We start from the raw sequence: 17,125 nt of genomic DNA on the forward strand, positions 1-17,125 counted from the left end.
CATCGACTGGGCGTGACGTGTCGACGCTGTGTTGAAGGGCCCGTGATCCAGAGCCGCGGTGGCCCCGGGATCACGGGCCCTTCAAGACTGCTGCACTCTTTGATGGCCGCCTAGTACTCCAGCAGCGTTTCGCTATCTGGCCTGGTCAGAGGCATCGTCGGGAGTGTAGTTGGCTGCTGGCACGTCAGGGGCGGTCTTGCCGGACCGCCCCTCCAACGAATGACTTCGTCTTCGGAAGTGACAGTGCCGGGACACCGCCTGACGCCTTCGCCGCCATCGCGACCAATTCAGTGCATGGATGCGAAGGGGCGAGTGGGGCCGGTGGGCGGGGTCAGTTGCCAGCAGCCGACGGACTTCTGCCACGGTGAGCGGGACCATGGTGGAACCGTTTCTGCATCCCCCTTTGCCGCCGCGTCTGCCGCCGTGGCCGCGAGAAAGGCATGCGCGAGCATGGCCAAGGTGATGTGCCTCATCCATCCGACATAGCGGCGGACTTCGTACTGGTCCAGGCCACACTCGTTCTTCGCAGCCTGGAAGCATTCCTCGATCGCCCACCGACATCCGGCAACGCGCACGAGCTGGTCGACACCGGCTCCCACCGGCGCGTATGCGAGGTAGTAGGCAACCTGATCGGGTCTGCTGATGCTGCGCCGGGCCAGCGTCCAGCGATGATGGGTGGGCCGCTCACTGTCGAAGTCCTCGATCACCGGGAGCTGGACGGCGGCCCAGTCATAGACGCGCGGGCCCTTGGCGCCGTCGCCGCACGAACGTTGCTCCCATGCCTCATCCGGTGCCTGGCTGAAGAGATGGTCGATCCGGCCGAAGCGGGGCACCGAATGGGACTTCGGGACGGCGAGCACATAGCCGACGGTGGTTTCTTCCAGCATGCGGCGAAAGCGCCACTCCTGGCCGTAGGCGGCATCCGCGGTCACCCAGGCGATCGGCAGCGGCGAGGCGAGCGCGCGCAGCACCATGGCCCTGGCCAGTTCTGGTTTGGTGGCGAAGCCCCTTTCATCAGGAATCTTGGCGGCGCGGCAGCGTTCGCGGTCGTCCGTCCATGACTTGGGCAGATATAGCTCGCGGTCCACCAGGGCGCGTCCGTGGGTGGTGGCGTAGGCGGCGAAGACCCCGATCTGGCAGTTCTCGGTGCGGCCGGCGGTGCCGGAATACTGGCGCTGGACACCGGCGGAGGTGGTGCCTTTCTTGACGAAGCCGGTGTCGTCGAGGATGTCGTCGGCGTTCCAGATGGCTCCGTTCAGCAGCCGTTGCAGGCCGTCGGGGGTGCGGTGGCCTGCGTGTTCGGCCAGTTGCCAGCCGTTCTTGCGGCCGACCGGGCCGAGCAGGGCGCGGACGTAGTCACGCATGCGGCGTCGCAGGTCGGCACGGCCGAAACGGTGGCCGATACGCAGGAAGAGGTCGTCGAGTTCACTCCCAGGTCGCGTCGGCAAGGTCGTCGATCACGCGGGAAGGCTGCCCTCGTCACTGCGCAGACAGTTCTCGAAGTCATTCGTTGGAGGGGCGGTCCGGCAAGACCGCCCCTGACGTGCCAGCAGCCAACTACACTCCCGACGATGCCTCTGACCAGGCCAGATAGCGAAACGCTGCTGGAGTACTAGTCGGCGGGGACGTCCAGGTTGCCGTGCTCGTCGCGGTAGGAGCGGGCGGCGGGAGCGGGAGACGCCTTGGTCACGGGGGTCGAAGGAAACCAGGTCCATCGCCTGGGCGATGCGCTCGGGGTGGACGGTGAAGTCGAAGTGCCAGCGCCGCGCGATGACGTCGCTGGTCTCCTTCGGCAGCCGGTTGGCCTTGTCGGGGAGGCGTTCGAGGATGCGGTGGTCATGGCTGGCCAGCGCGCAGGCAATCGCCCACACCGGCTCGTACGCGGTGCCCAGGATGTTCTCGCTGTCCGTGCCGGGCGGGATGTAGACGGGGACGACCAGGGAAGCGGTCTTGCCGGAGACGTCCAGGCGCAGGGCGCGGCCGAGGGCCTGGACGCAGCGGATGACGCTGCGGGTGGGGTCGGCGAAGACGATCGCGTCGACGGAGGGGATGTCGACTCCTTCGGCGATCAGCTTCGAGTTGGCGAGGATCGCGATGTCGGCGGCGGCGAAGGAAGCGAAGATGCCGGCGCGCTGGGCGGGGGTGCTCGCTGTGGGCGAAGAAGAGCTCCGGGTCGATCCCGGGTGCAAAGCGGGGTCCGTCCGGCGCAGCAGGCGCAGGGTGTGCGGGAGTTCGCGGGCGAAGCGGCGGGCGTCGGACACCAGATGGAAGTAGACCAGCACCTTCTTCAGGTTGTGCTCGGTCATGGCGCGCAGGACCGCCAGGTGCAGGGCGGTGGTACGCAGCGCACCGTCGTCCTTCGCCTCCCGGGCGGCGGCGCCCGTGGGCGTGGTGCCGGGGGCGGGCAGGTTCAGGCGGCGGCGCAGGTCGGTGTCGGTCAGGGTGGGCACCACGATGCGGTAGTCCGCAGCCCGGCCGTCCGCCACTGCCCTCGCGAGGGGGTAGTCGACGACCTTCTTGCGGACACCTGCTCGTTGTCCATCGAATTGGCGAACGCGTCCGGCCCGGCCCGGCCGGGCGCCTTCGGCGCGGGCGGATGAGGTCGGCGGACTCCGCCAGCTCCGGGGCGGCGAAGATGCGGGGCGTGGCGGTCATGTAGAGGCGGCGGTCCGCGTGGATGCGCTTCGCGTCGTTGACGATCGCCCACTTCTTGTCGGGCCGGCCCGCGATCCGGCGAGCCTCGTCCATGACCGCCAGGTCGAACGGCGGCACCGCGAACCCGGTGTTCTGGGTCTCCTCGATCTTGGTCAGGGAGTCGTAGGTGCAGATCACCGTCAACGCCCGGAGCTGGTCGGGCCCCTCCCCCACCACCGACATCGCCGCCGCCAGCGCGAGCGGGTCACTGGTCGAGCCCAAGCGCGCGGCTACCAGGTCATCACGGCCGGCAGCATCCGGGGAGGAGACGATCACCATGTGCTCGCCGTGGCCGTCGCCCCGCCACGCCAGCGCGGTCTGCGCGGCCAGGTCAAGGGTGGGGACGACGAACAGCACCAGCCGCGCGCCGAGTCCGTCCGCGACGCGGATCGACACTAGCGTCTTCCCGGTGCCTGTCGCCGACACGAACAGCGCTCTCGTCCCCGGCCGCCGCAAATGCCGCGCCAGCCGCTGAACCGCGTGCACCTGATCGGGCAACAACGTCTTCCGCCCCGACGAAGGGGACGCAGTACCGGTGACGACACTCATCAGACGGAGGCTTCCTCAACACGTAGCGAGCAGCAGGCAGCCCCACACCCGCACACCGGCGTACCGCACACACGGCAGGCGCGTCGATCGCAGCGGCCGGGCAGGGCATAGACATAGGCGGCAGCCTAGAGCCCGGCACCGGCACAAGCGGCCTCACCGCATATCCCGGCCAGGTCCCAACTGACCGGCGAGCCCCTTTATCTGCCGCCAGCGGAGTCTCGGCACGGCGCTGACACGGGAGGCATGCCCGGCGCAGTGGCGGCAGCGTCGTTCTGGTTGGGGCGGAGCGTCAGCTCAGAAAGGGCCATGGGCGTGGGCGCCTTCCAGGGACTCGGCGGTCAGGGGGCGGGGACGCGGTGGTAGGCGAGGTGGTCGAGGATGTGCTGGTGGGCTTCCCAGCCGTCTGGGAATTTGGCGGGGACACCGAGGTGGACGGGGTCGTTGGAGGGGTGGCGGTCCAGGAGGTCGGTGATGCCGGCGCGGGCGACCATGATGCAGGCGTGCCGGTGACGTGAGGCGAGCACGCACAGGCGGCCGGCTTCGAGGTGGAAGGCGGAGGCGTCACGGCGGCCGGACAGCGGGTGTAGAACGATCGTGACGGCGAATTCACGGCCCTGCAGGCGGTTGGCGGTGTCGGCGCGTACGCCCCGGGTGTGGGGGTTGTGGTTCAGAAGGTGCTGGATGTGGCGGGCCTGTTCGCGGTGGGCGGTACCAATGGCGATGTCGGCGGGCTGCAGGCGGCGGCCGTCGGGATGGTTCTCGCAAACGGCTTCGGCGCCGCGGGTCAGCAGGCGGGCGGCCAGGGCGACCGTGGCGTGGGCGGCTTCGGCGTCTATGCGTGCGGTGTGCCGGGGCGGGAGTTCGTGCAGGGCCCAGCCGGTGCGGGCGGCTTCCTCGACGGTGGCGTCGCAGCAGTCGTGCAGGCCTTGGGTGGTGAAGGTGAGGGTACGGGTGGCGGGGGCTGTTCCCGGCTGGAACGGCGTGAAGGGGTAGAACGCCCGAGAGACGATGTCGGCCGCTGAGGGCGGAAGGCGCCAGGAGACGGGCAGGGTGCGGACGACTGCGTCGTTGTAGTTCGTCAGAACGGTGACGGCATTGTTGAGTGGGTCGTGGGGCAGGCCGATCCACCGGGGGGTGCTGATGATGGAGAACGGGTCGAGCTGCCCGGGGTCGCCCACGAGAAGGGCGCGGTCGAAGAGCCTGGCGATCAGCAGGAGGGCGTCAGAGCGCATCTGGTAGGCCTCGTCGATGATGGCCCACTGCCAGTAGGCGCTGTCGACGTACGCCCATTTCATGGCGGTGGCGATGATCACGTCGCAGGTGAGGACGTCTTTGATGTCCGTGCTGATGATGGTGTTGGGCAGGGCCAGAACGTGTTCAGGGACCTCGTAGGTGCCTCCGGTGAGGCGTCCCAGGCGCAGTCGGGAGGCTGTGGGGTCGGCGAGGCGGATGAGAAGGTCGTCGACCTGGTGGTTGGTCTGGGCAACGATGATGCATCGTTCGCCGGCGGCGGCGAGGGTGCGGGCGGCCCGGACAACGAGGGTCGATTTCCCAGCGCCCGGGGGCGAGTCGACGACGAGGGGCTGGGTGGTCCCGCCGGTGAGGGCGGTGAGGATGTCGGCGACGGCCGCATTGGCCAGGTCGGCGGGCGGGGTCGTGGTCAAGGCTTCTCGGTCTCTTCCAATGCGGCGGCGGGGTGGTTGTGCTGGGGGCCGCCGTGGGTCCAGGGGGTGTTCTCGCGGCTTGGGAAGGCGGGTCGGCTAAAGAACTCGGGGGCGAAGGTGAGTTCAAGCTGGTCCCCGACAGCGGGGACAGAGTCGCTTCGGGGCTTGTTCACTGTGCCGGTCAGCGTGGTCACCTCCAGCAGGAGGTCAGTGCCCTGCCCGCGTGGGGTGATGGCGCGAACGGCCAGGTGGACGCGGGGGTTGTGAGGGCCGGCGAGCAAGTGGCCGAGGTCCAGGCGCACCGGGTCGGTGGTGTGCAGGGTCAGGCGGGGGCGCAGCCGGGGGCCCCTGGCTCCGGGGATGGTGTGACGAGCGTCGACGTCGGTGACGGTGCCGGCGAGGGCTTCTCCGGTGGTGCGTCGCTCGGCCATGAAGAAGGGGTCTTCCAGGGCGCGGTGGGCGTCGAAGGCGGCCTGGGCCAGCTCCAGGCGGGCGAGACGGCGGGCGGCGGAGACGGCGTCGTCCTTGATGGGCTGGGGACGACCGTCGGTGGTGAGGTAGGTGCGGTAGGCGGTGAAGCGGTCGCGGTCGGCGGCCCAGCGGCGTTGGGCGTCGGGTATCTCGGGCAGGGTGCGCAGCAGGCCGAGGGCGCGCCAGGCGTCGTCCCAGGTGGGGCGGAGGTAGGTGTGGAGGAGGTCGTTCAGGCGGTCGGTGTGGCGGGCTATGGCGGCGGTGTTGCCCTCTGCGGCGGCGATGTCGTAGGCCGTCAGCAGGGGGTCGAGTTCGAGGCTGTCGAAGGAGGGGTCGGTGGCGGGGCCGGCGGGCCGGTGCAGTCGGCCGTCGGGGCCGGGGAGCTGGGGGTTTTCGGTCTCGAGGGCGGCGTGCAGGCCCGTGGTGCCGGGCGGGGGGTCGATCCAGGCGAGGAGGGCAGCAAGGTGTTCGTCCTCCAGGCGGCTCTGACCGGTGATCCAGCGGGTGGTCAGCAGGTCGGTCAGGGCGAGCAGGAAGGCGCTTCCGGGGTGCTCGGCGTGGTCGGCGAAGAAGGTGAGCCACTGTCCGAGGCGGCCGACGCTGTGGGCTGGGTCGCTGTCCTCAGGCGGCTCGGTGAAGCGCAGGGCGCGGCCCAGCCGCTCGACGTAAGTGATCGACTTCCGGTTGGCGACCAAGAGCTGAGGGGCGTGGGTGTGCCGTTCGCGGGCGGGCTTTCTGCCTTTCGCGGGCAGGCGTTCGGTGTTGCGGAAGCTGTCGATGTAGGTGAGGACATGGTCGGCCAGCTCTTGCAGGAGTGTGGTGGGCCGGCCGTGGGGCGGGGTGACGAGGAGGTGCGGGCGGGCCGGTTCGGTTCCGAGCATGACAGCCAGCGGGGTCGCTTCGGTGCCGGAGTGGTTGAGTGGGAGGAAGACTAGGGGCCGCTCGGTGAGGTGGAAGTGGCTGACGAGGCCGGCGTCCTGGGCTGTTTGGGTCTCGGCTGCCTCCAGGCGCAGCAGGGTGGACAGGCGGCTCATGCGGACTCCCGCAGGTGGGTGCGTACGGCGTGGGCGTGCCGGAGGGCGGCGGCCAGGTCGGCTTGGTCTGGGGCGGGGCGGCGGGTGTCGTCGGCCAGGCGCAGGGCGGTGCTGATGTGATCGACGCCGCCGAGGTCGTCGCGGATGTCGCTGCCCAGGACGTCGATCAGTCCTTCGTCGCGGGCTTCGCTGCGGCAGACGTAGGCCAGGTCGCAGAAATGGCGGCAGGTGGGGGTGTAGCGGGCGGGGGCGGTCTGCAGGGCCGCGGTGAGGTCCTTGGCGTCGCGGGTGGGCCGTTCGTCCCGGTCGAGGGCAAGGTCGAAGGTCGTGTGGGGCGGCAGCGCGTCGAGCAGGGGTCCGATGCGGGTGAGCCGGTTGAGCTGGCGGGTGAGGGCGGCGATCTTCTTGCGTGCGTCGACGATGCTGGCGGTGGGGTTGCGGCTGAAGTTGCGTGGGGTGATGAGGATGATGTCGTGGGAGACGTTGTCCCCGTCGAGGCCCTCCGATTCGAGGAGTTCGCGCAGCGCGATGACGTAGGCGGCGGCCTGGGTGACGGCGGCGGCCACCTTCGCCGGGTCGGCGCGGCCGTCGAGGACGGCGAAGGACTTGATCTCGATGATGTGGAAGACACCGTCGACCTGGAAGGCGACCACGTCGGGTTCCAGGTAGACGGGATGGCCGGCGACCGTGAGCTGCAGGATGGGGTGGTCCAGCAGCGTGCGCACGGAGCGGGGGGAGCGCGCCGCTTCCAGGACGGCGGTGCGGGTGTAGGCATGGCGGACTGGCAGAGAGGCGTCCTGGCTGCCGACGGCGGCGAGGTCGGTGTGGGCCGCCTCGTGCAGGGGCAGGCCGAGGACATCGCGCAGCAGGCGCAGGAGTTCGGCGCCGCCATCGGCTTTCACTTTTTGCTCGAAGACGGCCCCGTTGCGCAGGGCGATGGAGGACTTGGCGAGCGGGCGAGGCTTGCCCAGGTGGACGGCGATCGCGTCCTTGTCGACGCCGGCGGCGTCCATCAGGGCCCGGCGGGCGCAGCCGGGGTTGGTGGTGAGGGCCGCGAGGGTGCGGGCGTCGTGCCCCTTGGCGGGGGCGGGGCCGCGCAGTGCGTCGAGCCGGTCGTTGAGCAGACTCACGGATCTTCCTTGCGGGATGGGTGAGGTGGCGATCAGGGGACGGAGCGCAGTCGGCGGGCGGACTGGAAGGAGCCGCCGAATAGCAGGCCGGCATCGTCGAGCTGGCGGCGGGCGCGGGCGGCGGCCTGGGTGCGGGTAGTGCTATCGCTGGTGGCGTGCAGGGCGAGTTCATCCTGGGCGGCACGGCGCAGCAGCGTGAGGTCGATGGGGAGGCCGGCTTCGGTCGGGTGTGGTGCAGGGGGCCGGGCGCCGGGGATGTTGCGTGCGTAGTGCAGCAGGAGGTGGCGGGCGGGCAACGGCAGGGTGCCGCCGCTGACGCGATCTGCGGCGTCGGCGATGTTCAGCGCGCCTGTGAGGAAGTGGACGCGGGCGCTGAGCGGTCCCACAATGCGCTGTTCCAGGGGCCAGGTGCTGACTGTGAGCAGGCCGCGGGCGGGTGAGAGCAGATCGGAAGTGAGGGCCGGGCACAGGTAGTAGGGGCGGGCGCCGGGTGCGGAGCGGTAGGAGCGTTCCTCGTCGCGGCGCAGGCTGGTCAGCCGGGAGGGCGCCAGGGCACCGGCGAAGAAGGCTTCGTGAACGGTGCTGATGAGCTTGGGAGCGGCGGGCACGGCGAGCAGCGTCAGGACCTGGTGGACCTGCTCGCGCGCGGGCAGCACGACCGGTGGCTGCCCCGCCGGTTTGTTCTCGGACAGGGTGCGGCGCGTCCCGTCGTCAGCGGATGTCTCCTCGGTGTCCTCGGCCTGCTCGAACAGGGCGTCCCAGGCGCGCTGGGTGCGGCGCAGTTCGGCGCGGAGTTGTCTGACCTGCTCGCTGTCACGAGCCAGTTGGGCGCTCCGCATGGCCTGCTGCAGCTGTTGCATGCGTTCTTCGAGTGCGTCCAGATGCTCCTGCATGGCGGCCACCTTACCGCATTCCAGCGTTTTCCAGATTTCTCCTGTGATTGCTGTTGTAGAGTTTCTGTCACTTCGTCAACTCCCGCTGGTGCGGGAGCGTCGGACAGTCCTGCCTGCACCGAGGAGAGCCGTCCATGAAAGCCCTGCACACATCCGACTGGCACCTGGGCCGCACGCTGCAGCGCCGCTCCCGGGACGCCGAGTTCGACGCTGTCCTGGCCGAGATCACGGCCATAGCGGAGAACGTGCAGCCGGACCTGATCGTGCACAGCGGTGACCTGTTCGACTCCTACCGGCCCGCGCACAAGGACGTCCTGCGCGCGATGCGCTGCCTCAATGGCCTCGCCAGCATCGCCCCCACCGTGGTCCTGGGCGGCAACCACGACTCCCCCGAGTTGTTCGACCTGCTGAGCTACGTCTGCACCCTGCGGCCGGACGCCAGCCAAAATCGTCTGTGCTTCGTGCACAGCTGTGGCGACAGCGACCCTGGGACGGTGCTCGACTTCGCCAGCCGCGACGGACGCGAGCGGATCCGCCTTGCTGCCCTCCCCTACGTGCACCCCAACCGCTACCTGCATCTCTTCCCCAACTTCGGGACCACCGAGGGGGCCTACGCGGCTGGCCTGCGCACCCTGCAGGACGGCCTGCTCGCCCGGCTGCGCGACGGCTACGCCCCGGACCGGGACGTGCTGCTGTTCACCGCCCACCAGTACGTGGCCAGCGCCGTCCCCGCGCAGAGCGAACGCATGTGGGAGGCGCGCGAGCCCTACGCCACCGACCCCGCCGCCCTGCCGGCTGTTGCCTACTGCGCGCTGGGCCACATCCACAAGCCGCAGCCGGTCGGGACCGGCCGGCTGCCTGCCCGCTACGCCGGCAGCCCCCTGCAGATGGACTTCGGCGAGAGCGAGGAGACCAAGAGCGTCACCGTCGTCGAAGCGGGGCCCGGCCGGCGCACCCTCATCACCCCGCACACCCTGCACGCCGGACGGCGCCTGGCCCATTTCCACGGCACCCTCGAGGAACTGCGGGCCGACGCGGACCAGTACAGCGGCGTCTACCTCAAGGCCGTCATTCGCAGCGACGAGCCCGTCCTCCGGCTGGGGGACAAGGTCGCCGAGCTCGTGCCCCAGGCAATCGTGGTGAGCATCGAGGAGGACTGCGCAGCCACCCGCACCAGCGCCCTCACCAGTGCTGACGCGTCCGAGGACGGCACCGTGGACCTCACCGCGACGTTCGGCAGCTACCTCGCCGACCGCGGCACCCCTGGGCAGAGCGCCGACGAGGTGGTGGCCGCCTTCGCCGACCTCCTCGCCGCGCCGGAGTCCGCGCTGCCCGCCTCCCCCGCCGAGCAACTCCTCACCGAGGCCCTCGCCACCCCCTGGACCGGCACCGCCGGCAGCCGAACGGAGACGGCATGAAGATCGTCAGCCTGACCTTCTCGGGCCTGCGCAGCTATCCCGGCACCTGCGGCCCCCTCGACTTCACCGGCAAGAGCCTCGTCGGCATTCTCGGCGACACCGGCGCCGGCAAGACAAGCCTCCTGGAGGCCATCACCGCCGGCCTGTACGGCAGATGCTCCTGGACCGACCGCGCGGCTCAGCTGCGGGCCGACGACTCCCCAACGATGATGATCGACCTGACGTTCGCCGTGGACGGCCGTCAATGGCGGGTGCATCGCGTCTTCCACGAGACCCGCCCCACCCAGGCACGGCTGACCGGCCCGGACAACAAGAACATCGACGGCGTGCGCGCCGTCGACGACGCCATCCGTAGCCTCATCGGCATCGACTACGCCACCTTCCACTCGTCCGTTCTGATCCCGCAGGGCCGCTTCGGCGAACTGCTCAACGCCAACGACGCCGAGCGCACCCGAATCCTGAAGTCCATTTTCGGCGTCGAAGAGCTCCACCGAGTCCGCCAGCTCGCGCTCGATGCGGCCTCGCACCTCAACGAGCTGCTGCACCAGGCGGAGCGGGAGAACGACCGGCTGCACGAAGATCCGCGGGCCCAAGCGGTAAACGCACGCGAACGCCACGACCAGGCCCTTGGTGTCGCTGCCGACCTCGACAACCGCCGGTCCCAGCTGCGTCGGCTGCGCACCGAGGCTGCCCGGGCCAAGCAGCACGCCCGCCTCAGCGCGGGCGCCGCCGCCGCGCTCCAGGAGCGCCGTATCAGCGACTATCACCGCACCACGGAAGCCGTGCAACAGGCTCAAGCTGAACTGCAGCGTCTAGAGGACAAAAACGCCGCAGCCGAAAGCACCGCCCAGGCCGACCTCGAAACGGTCACCTCCCAGCAGAACGAGGCGGACTCCGCGGGGCTGGCCGCCGCGGTTCTGGCAGCGGCGGCCCAGGTGCTCAGCGACGTGCCCCGTCGGCTGACCACTCTCGAACAAGAGGAGAGCGCGCACACCCGGCTCCTGACCGAACTCGAGACCGAAGAGGAGGCACTGTCCCGGCGCGCCGCCGACCTGGATGACGAGGACCGGCGGGCCGACGCCCTGCGCAGCCGCGTACGGGATGGTGAGGACGAGGCAGCCGACGCCGGCGAGACTCTGCAGATGCTGACGGACGCCGTCCGCGCCGGCGTCGAGGCAGCCGGCGCACTGGCCCAGCAGCGGGCCGCCCAGGCCACCACCGACCACAAGCTCAGCGCGCTGCTGCAGGCACCCCCGGCCGACACGCTGGACGCGGCGCGGACCGAACTACGTCGTGCCCAGGGCATGCTGGAGGACACTCGGCGCAGGGAGGCCGCGCATGCGGCGGGCAGCGGCCTGGTCGCCGGAGACGGCTGCCCTGTCTGTGTGCAGCCGCTTCCCGGCGATTACCGGCCACCGCAGCCACAGGACGCCGATACCCTCGCGCGAGCCGAGACGGCGGTAGAGGCAGCCATGGCCGCGCTGACGGCCGCCGAGCGGGAGCACACCCGTCACACCCACGAAGTCGAACTGCTCCGAGCGGCCCTGAGCGAGCAGCGGCGCAAGGTGCAGCAGGCCACCGACCGGCTGCAGGCAGCCCTGCCCCCGCTTCACGCACACGCCCTGCGGCTGGCGGCCCAGACGGCTCATCCCCAGTCGGCGACGTATGCCAAGGAGGTGGAGGACACCGCCGCGGCCGCGTTCTTCGCCCTCGCCGACCCCGCCACACCGGCGGACCACCGGGAGGCGGCGCTGCACGCTCTGCTCGGCGAGCCCCGCGACCGGGTCACGCAACTGCAGGAGGTAGTCGTCGCTGGCCGAGCCGAGCTAACGCAGGCAGAGACCGCCCTGGCCGCCAAGCGGGCCTCGCTGACGGCGGACACCCGCGCGGCGGACCGGAGCCGCACGCAAGCACAGCAGGCCCAGCACCATCTGGCAGAAAGGCGGCTCAGTGTCCTGGCGAGCCTGTCCTCTCTGCCCGGGCCGATCCGCGCGCATCTGCCCCAGCAACCCGACCTCCCCACAGCGCATGATCTGGAGGCCGCCACCCAGGCCGTCCGGCAGGAGCAGGACCGTCACGAGGAACTGGCCGAACGGCACGCGGAACTGCGCACGCTGCTGCAATCACTGCTGGCCGAGCGGGAGAAGCTGGCCGAGCGTAGACGCTGTGAGGTCACCGAACCCCTGCACCGTCTGGAGGCCGGACTACACCGGTGGGCAGACAGCGCGCGCAGCGCAGCCGAGCTGATCGAGGAAGGACAGCGCCCGGCACTCACCCGCCCTCACGGAACCGGTGATGCAACAACCACCCAGGAGTACGCCGCCGCCCTTGAAACGTTCACCACGCGGCTGCTGGCATCCCTCGACGAGCACGAAACCGTCGCGCGGGCGGCCATGGCAGACCTGGCCGCCCAGCTTGCCGTGCACGCCGACGCACTGGCCGCCACCTACCCCTGCATCGCCGCCGCGCTGGTCGCCCCCGGCACGGACCCCCTGGGCCCCGAGCTGCTGGACAGCCTGACCAGCCAGGCCGGAACCCTCCGCAGCGAGGCCGCCCGCGCGCTGCGGGAAGAGAAGGACGCCCTGTCCCAGATCCCGCATAAGGACCGCCTCATGACGGCGATCGACGCCGGACAGCGCCAGAAGGCCGCATGGCAGACCGTGGCCGCGCACCTAACGGACGGAAAGTTCCCCGGTCACCTCACCGACCTGCGGACCCGCGCGCTGCTCGCACACGGCAGTGAGCTGCTGCAGCAGTTGTCCGGAGGACGGCTGGGCTTCGCCGACAACTTCGACATCGTCAACCTCGGAAGCCACAACCGCCGCAGCTCGCGCACCCTCTCCGGCGGCGAGACCTTCCAGGCTTCCCTCGCCCTATCCCTCGCTCTGATGGAAATGCACAGCCGCAGCGGCACCCGTCTGGAGAGCCTCTTCCTCGACGAAGGCTTCGGCACCCTGGACACCGCCGCCCTCGACAGCGCCCTGCAGGTCCTGCGCACCCAGGTCGGCCCCGACAAGCTGCTCGCCGTCATCAGCCACCTGCGCCCCGTCGCCGAGACTGTCAACGACGTCCTATGGGTGGAGAAGGATCACCGCGGCTCCCGGGCCCGCTGGCTTACCGCGGCCGAGCGCGACTCCCTCGTCCGCGACGACCTGTACAACCTGACGGACCCGGCATGACCCTCGTCATATTTCATGCACCGAATGAATAGTACTTGAGGCGCCATTTGAGATCGACACCTGAGCCTACCTGGCGTAATCCCTTCAATACATGTTACTGAATCCCATGTAGAGCTCTGGTGACAAAGATGATTCTGGAGGTTGTGGCCACAATCCCGGGGTCATCAACCTAACGTGATTAGAGGGATTCACATGAGCGAGCCTGCCTGCTTGCACCACGAGTGTCCACGAACCGTCTACTACCGGGGCCTGTGTTACCGCCACTATCGAGAAATCCTGGCCGCGCGCCCTGCAGAACCCAAGCGCCGGGCACCACGCCGCCCCCGTCAAGCGCTCACCTGCCCTGCATGCGGCTCAGATTTCAAAGGCACCTACGCGCAGTACACAGCCGTCGAATCCGGTCGACTCGCCTACTGCTCACGAACATGCCAGAAGTCGGCCACACGAATGGCCGACGTAGTTTGCTCGCGGTGCGGAACGACATTCCAGCGAAACCCGACGAGAATCCCTGCCTCAGGGGTCGTCTACTGCGGCATTGTGTGTCGAAATATGTCCGGCAGCACCCGCCAAGGCGCAGTGGTTCCCTGCGAGGAGTGCGGTAAGGAACGTTACCTGAGTCCGTCGCTGGTAGGTGTGCGGCGTTTTTGCTCAACCAAGTGCAAAAGCGCGAGCCGCCAAGTTGAATGTGTCTGCAAACGGTGCGGCAAGGTGACAAAGCGGAAGAGTTCGCTCGCCACCATCTACTGCTCCCGCGAATGCGCGCTGGCGGCTAAGCGGGAGGAAGCACGTGGTTCTCTCAACCCCGACGGCTACCGGATGATCTCACAGGGTTTCGGAAATTCCCCTAAAGGAGAGCACCGCATTGAAATCGAAAAAATCCTCGGCCGCCCCCTACTCCCGACCGAGCAGGTGCACCATGTCAACGGGGTCAGGCACGACAACCGCACCGACGGACCGCTAGTGATGGACGAACGAGGGCGGCTCCGGTCCGGGAATCTCGAACTGTGGTCACATGCTCACCCACGGGGCCAAGAGATAGGCCCGAAGCTGGAGTACGCGCGTGGCTTGCTAGCCTTGTACGGAACACAGGAAGAGCGCGAAACTTATATGGCATTCCTGGAGTACGTAGTGAACGCTGAAGGTGCGGAACTGGCTGAGGACACCCGATCTGTCTGACCGGCGTCGGCTGCCTCATGCAGGGTGGCGCCCAGGCGGATCAAGAACCGCATCAGGTTCGCCGCGTGATGGGAGTAGAAGTTGAGGATCTCCAGTTGCCGGGTGTCGGGGATGTGCTCGTAGTCGGCTCATGAGCCCCACAGGGCTACCCAGGCGACGTCACCGAGGGCCGGCACGAGAAACCCCACCTGCCGGCGCAGCCGCGACAGCGTCCCCGTGGAGGCTGTGCTCGAGGGGGAGGAGCCCCCGAAGATGCTCGGCCCGCGCCACGGTGTTCGCCGCCGGCCACATCAACGGCCTGCCCGCAGCACGTCCGAAGGTCGACTGGCCTGCTGCCCGTTGGTCAGATGATGCCGAGGGCCGCGTCGGCGCCGCAGTGCGCACACGCCTCGACGCCATCGGCCGCGGCCCGGGCCGCGACGTCGCGCGTGACCGCGTGCACGCGGGTGCCGGCCACATGGCAGCCGCCGACATGGACGTAGAGACGGGGCCGGTCGGCGCCGATACCGGTCTCGACCACCCAGTCCGGCACCGCGGGCGCGGCCGCGGCACCTCGGCAGCGCTCCACGTCCCAGCGGTCCAGGTCGGCGATGCGGTCCCGGACCCGCTGGAAGGACAGCTGGAGCCACAGCTCCAGGACGCGGAGCCGGTCGGCGTCCGCAGGCAGATCCCGCACCGGCCGGTCCTTCGTCATCCGGCGTCCCGGTAGGTGGCAGCGGGGCCGAACCGGAGCGCGCGGGGACCGGCGCAGTTCGTCGACGGCACCTGGGCGACGTACCGCAACGACGCCGACGGCAACGGCAGGGTGGACCCGTTCGACGTCGGCGACGCTGTGACCGCCCAAGGCCGCTACATGTGCTCCCTGCTCGGCGACGCCAAGGCCTCCGGCCTCAAGGACGACGTCCGCCGCCTGGCGCTCGCCGGCTACAACGCAAACTGGGGCGCCGTCGAGCACTACCGCGGCGTCCCGCCCAAGTCCTTCTCCGACGGGCAGACCTTCTATTACGTCAAAGACATCATGGAGATGATGAAGGACTACGAGGGTGCTCCCCTGCTGAACGTGGGCGGCAGCGGCGCCAGCTCGCAGGCGCTGCGCCGGGCCGCCGCCCGGATCGGCACCCCGTACGCCTATGGCGGCGGACCGGCCGGTCCCGGCCGCGGCAACGGCTACGTTCGCGGGCGCTACGTAGCCTCCTCCACCGTCGGCTTCGACTGCAGCCGCCTGGGCCAGTACGCCTACTGGCCCCACACCCAGCTCCCCCGCACCGCCGCCGCCCAGTACCAGGCCACAGCTCACCGGCCCGTAACCCGCGGTGAAATCCGTCTGGGTGACCTGCTCTTCTGGGCTCGCCGGAACGCCTTCATCTACCACGTCGGCCTCTACGCGGGCGACGGCCGGGTCCTCCACGCGCCCCGCACCGGCCGCAGGTCGAAGTGGTCGCACTCGACTCCGCCATGCCGGCCAGCGACTACCGCGGGGCCACTCGGGTCTGAAGAACGCGGACCAGAGCCAACTCTGCGGCCCTTTCCTCAGCCGGTTTCCCTCTCCCCACCCCAGCGAGCCTCGTACGCCTCCGCTTGACGATCCGCTGCCTTTTCACCTCGGGATCGCTGGCAAGGTTCAGCGGCAGCTGCGTAGCCGAATCGAACGTGGTCGACAGAAGCTGGCTAACAGTCAGGTCCGCCGCTACGCGCTCACCAACCAGATTCGCCCCACGAAGAATGAGGCCTCCCACCTGAGCATCTTGGAAGTTCGCCGCGGAAAGGAGTGTCTCCTCCAGGTCCGCACTCCTGAGGTCCGCCCCGTGAAACTCGGTACCGAACAGGTTTGCGCCCCGGAGTCGTGCGCCGCGCAGGTCGACTCTCCAGAGGGCGGTGAAGGACAGGTCCAGCTGAGTTTCCGACCTGTTCGGGCGCCGGCCGAGGACCGTAAGCGCTGCCTGCACGTCGTCCTTCGGCCCCGGGATATCCAACTCCCCGGACATAGCCGCCACTTCGGGATCCGGGACTGGGGAGTGCTGGCGTACGAAGGCCGCGAGCACTTGGACCACCGTGTCGTGGTCCTTTTCGGAGTCGCGCATGATGCGCTCCAGCGCGTAGATCCCGCTCGGTCAGCCTCGGCCCGTCGTCCCGCGAATCACGTGCAGACAGGAGCTTGATCGCTTCGACGTATCTGCCAGTCACCTGGTCTTCCCGGGTGAGTTCTGCCTGCTCACGGTCCTTCGCCCGGGTGTGCTCCAACTGCTCCAGGGCGTGCTGGTGGTTTCGGTGTGTGTAGAACAGACCGATCCCGGCTGTGACTGCAACGCCGAGGGCGACCAGCATCGTTCGAAAGCCCGTGATAACCACGCCGTCAGCCGGCTGGAGGTCCTTCTTCCGAAGATGTGCACCGTCGAACAGCCACGGTCCCTTCCAGATCAGGACCACGTACAGACCGAGGGCTATGAGGGCCAGCCCTCCCCACAGGAACTTCTTCATCACTGTCGTCACGTCGAGAAGTATGACTGCGACCGCCAAGACACAGCGGGCGGCGGCGCTCTTGGCGTCGATGGGCAGCGTAGATCTGCAAGGTGGGCATGATGCGGGGCATGGATGCACACGAGATCCTCAAGAAGGCCCGAGACTTCCAGGCCGCGAAGCAGGCCGCCGTGGCCCCGCTGGCGGAACTCCTCGCCACCCGGATCCGGTTGCAGAGCGAGTTCGCCGAGACCGAAGTCCCGTACCGGAAAAGCCTACGCCGTAGCGGCGGCATCAGGGTGGTCTCCGGCCGAGCTGACCGCGATCGGTGCCACCGAGCCGACAGCGCGGCCCCGAAACCGGCGGGCGAAGTCCACCAGCAAGGCTGCCCCTGCCGGTGCGAGCGACCCGAGCTCGGAGATTCCCGCGCAGTCCCCCGTCAACGCCTGACATCGTCTGT

General features: G+C 69.2%; 12 protein-coding genes and 1 pseudogene. 4 read left to right on the forward strand and 9 right to left on the reverse strand.

The annotated features are described in order from the left end of the window. Positions 1 to 287: 287 nt before the first annotated feature. The 7 genes and pseudogenes from IAG43_RS32595 to IAG43_RS32620 all read right to left on the reverse strand — a co-directional run bounded on the left by IAG43_RS32595 (position 288) and on the right by IAG43_RS32620 (position 8,435). Entirely contained in the window at positions 288 to 1,448 is a 1,161-nt protein-coding gene (locus IAG43_RS32595; RefSeq protein ID WP_187744800.1) for an IS701 family transposase, read from the reverse strand. Positions 1,449 to 1,457: 9 nt separating this feature from the next. Continuing rightward, positions 1,458 to 2,450 (reverse strand): helicase-related protein, encoded by a 993-nt coding sequence (locus IAG43_RS34785; protein WP_246574820.1) that lies wholly within the window; start codon positions 2,448 to 2,450, stop codon positions 1,458 to 1,460. Positions 2,451 to 2,697: 247 nt separating this feature from the next. Beyond that, positions 2,698 to 3,243: pseudogene (locus IAG43_RS34790) on the reverse strand (DEAD/DEAH box helicase family protein); the annotation flags it as partial. A gap of 338 nt (positions 3,244 to 3,581) precedes the next feature. Then, positions 3,582 to 4,907, reverse strand: coding sequence for an AAA domain-containing protein (locus IAG43_RS32605; RefSeq protein WP_187744801.1), 1,326 nt, complete (start codon positions 4,905 to 4,907; stop codon positions 3,582 to 3,584). Continuing rightward, positions 4,904 to 6,412, reverse strand: a complete 1,509-nt coding sequence (locus IAG43_RS35055) for a hypothetical protein (protein WP_187744802.1) — start codon at positions 6,410 to 6,412, stop codon at positions 4,904 to 4,906. The genes IAG43_RS32605 and IAG43_RS35055 overlap by 4 nt, the downstream gene beginning before the upstream one ends. After that, the gene (locus IAG43_RS32615) at positions 6,409 to 7,542 is read right to left on the reverse strand and encodes a hypothetical protein (RefSeq protein WP_187744803.1); all 1,134 of its coding nucleotides are present in this window, start codon (positions 7,540 to 7,542) and stop codon (positions 6,409 to 6,411) included. The genes IAG43_RS35055 and IAG43_RS32615 overlap by 4 nt, the downstream gene beginning before the upstream one ends. Positions 7,543 to 7,574: 32 nt before the next feature. Continuing rightward, positions 7,575 to 8,435 (reverse strand): hypothetical protein, encoded by an 861-nt coding sequence (locus IAG43_RS32620; RefSeq protein WP_187744804.1) that lies wholly within the window; start codon positions 8,433 to 8,435, stop codon positions 7,575 to 7,577. A 134-nt stretch (positions 8,436 to 8,569) separates the two neighbouring features. Here IAG43_RS32620 and IAG43_RS32625 point away from each other — a divergent pair, with 134 nt between their 5' ends. The 3 genes from IAG43_RS32625 (at position 8,570) to IAG43_RS32635 (ending at position 14,208) form a co-directional block, all read left to right on the forward strand. Next, positions 8,570 to 9,853 (forward strand): metallophosphoesterase family protein, encoded by a 1,284-nt coding sequence (locus tag IAG43_RS32625; RefSeq protein ID WP_187744805.1) that lies wholly within the window; start codon positions 8,570 to 8,572, stop codon positions 9,851 to 9,853. After that, positions 9,850 to 13,032, forward strand: coding sequence for an AAA family ATPase (locus IAG43_RS32630; protein ID WP_187744806.1), 3,183 nt, complete (start codon positions 9,850 to 9,852; stop codon positions 13,030 to 13,032). Before IAG43_RS32625 ends, IAG43_RS32630 begins: the two co-directional genes overlap by 4 nt. A 708-nt stretch (positions 13,033 to 13,740) precedes the next feature. Then, complete coding sequence (locus IAG43_RS32635) at positions 13,741 to 14,208, forward strand: hypothetical protein (RefSeq protein ID WP_187744807.1); 468 nt, start codon at positions 13,741 to 13,743, stop codon at positions 14,206 to 14,208. A 343-nt stretch (positions 14,209 to 14,551) separates the two neighbouring features. Here the strand turns inward: IAG43_RS32635 and IAG43_RS32640 are convergent, their stop codons facing one another. Then, on the reverse strand, positions 14,552 to 14,884 hold the full coding sequence (locus tag IAG43_RS32640; protein WP_187744808.1) for a DUF6233 domain-containing protein: 333 nt from the start codon (positions 14,882 to 14,884) through the stop codon (positions 14,552 to 14,554). 33 nt (positions 14,885 to 14,917) lie between these two features. On the opposite strand from IAG43_RS32640, the gene IAG43_RS32645 reads away from it, so the two are divergent. Then, positions 14,918 to 15,790, forward strand: a complete 873-nt coding sequence (locus IAG43_RS32645) for a C40 family peptidase (RefSeq protein ID WP_187744809.1) — start codon at positions 14,918 to 14,920, stop codon at positions 15,788 to 15,790. Here IAG43_RS32645 and IAG43_RS35160 read toward each other — a convergent pair. Further along, positions 15,678 to 16,289: a pentapeptide repeat-containing protein gene (locus IAG43_RS35160; protein ID WP_343075707.1), complete on the reverse strand. Its 612-nt coding sequence runs from the start codon at positions 16,287 to 16,289 to the stop codon at positions 15,678 to 15,680. The genes IAG43_RS32645 and IAG43_RS35160 overlap by 113 nt on opposite strands. Positions 16,290 to 17,125: the final 836 nt, after the last annotated feature.

The sequence above is a fragment of the Streptomyces genisteinicus genome (genome assembly GCF_014489615.1).
GTDB classification, from domain to species: domain Bacteria; phylum Actinomycetota; class Actinomycetes; order Streptomycetales; family Streptomycetaceae; genus Streptomyces; species Streptomyces genisteinicus.

Excerpts from the sequence above, each read along its gene's own strand:
- IAG43_RS35055 (WP_187744802.1), bottom strand. The coding sequence starts at position 6,412 with ATGAGCCGCCTGTCCACCCTGCTGCGCCTGGAGGCAGCCGAGACCCAA.
- IAG43_RS32620 (WP_187744804.1), bottom strand. The coding sequence starts at position 8,435 with ATGCAGGAGCATCTGGACGCACTCGAAGAACGCATGCAACAGCTGCAG.
- IAG43_RS32625 (WP_187744805.1), top strand. The coding sequence starts at position 8,570 with ATGAAAGCCCTGCACACATCCGACTGGCACCTGGGCCGCACGCTGCAG.
- IAG43_RS32630 (WP_187744806.1), top strand. The coding sequence starts at position 9,850 with ATGAAGATCGTCAGCCTGACCTTCTCGGGCCTGCGCAGCTATCCCGGC.
- IAG43_RS35160 (WP_343075707.1), bottom strand. The coding sequence starts at position 16,289 with ATGCGCGACTCCGAAAAGGACCACGACACGGTGGTCCAAGTGCTCGCG.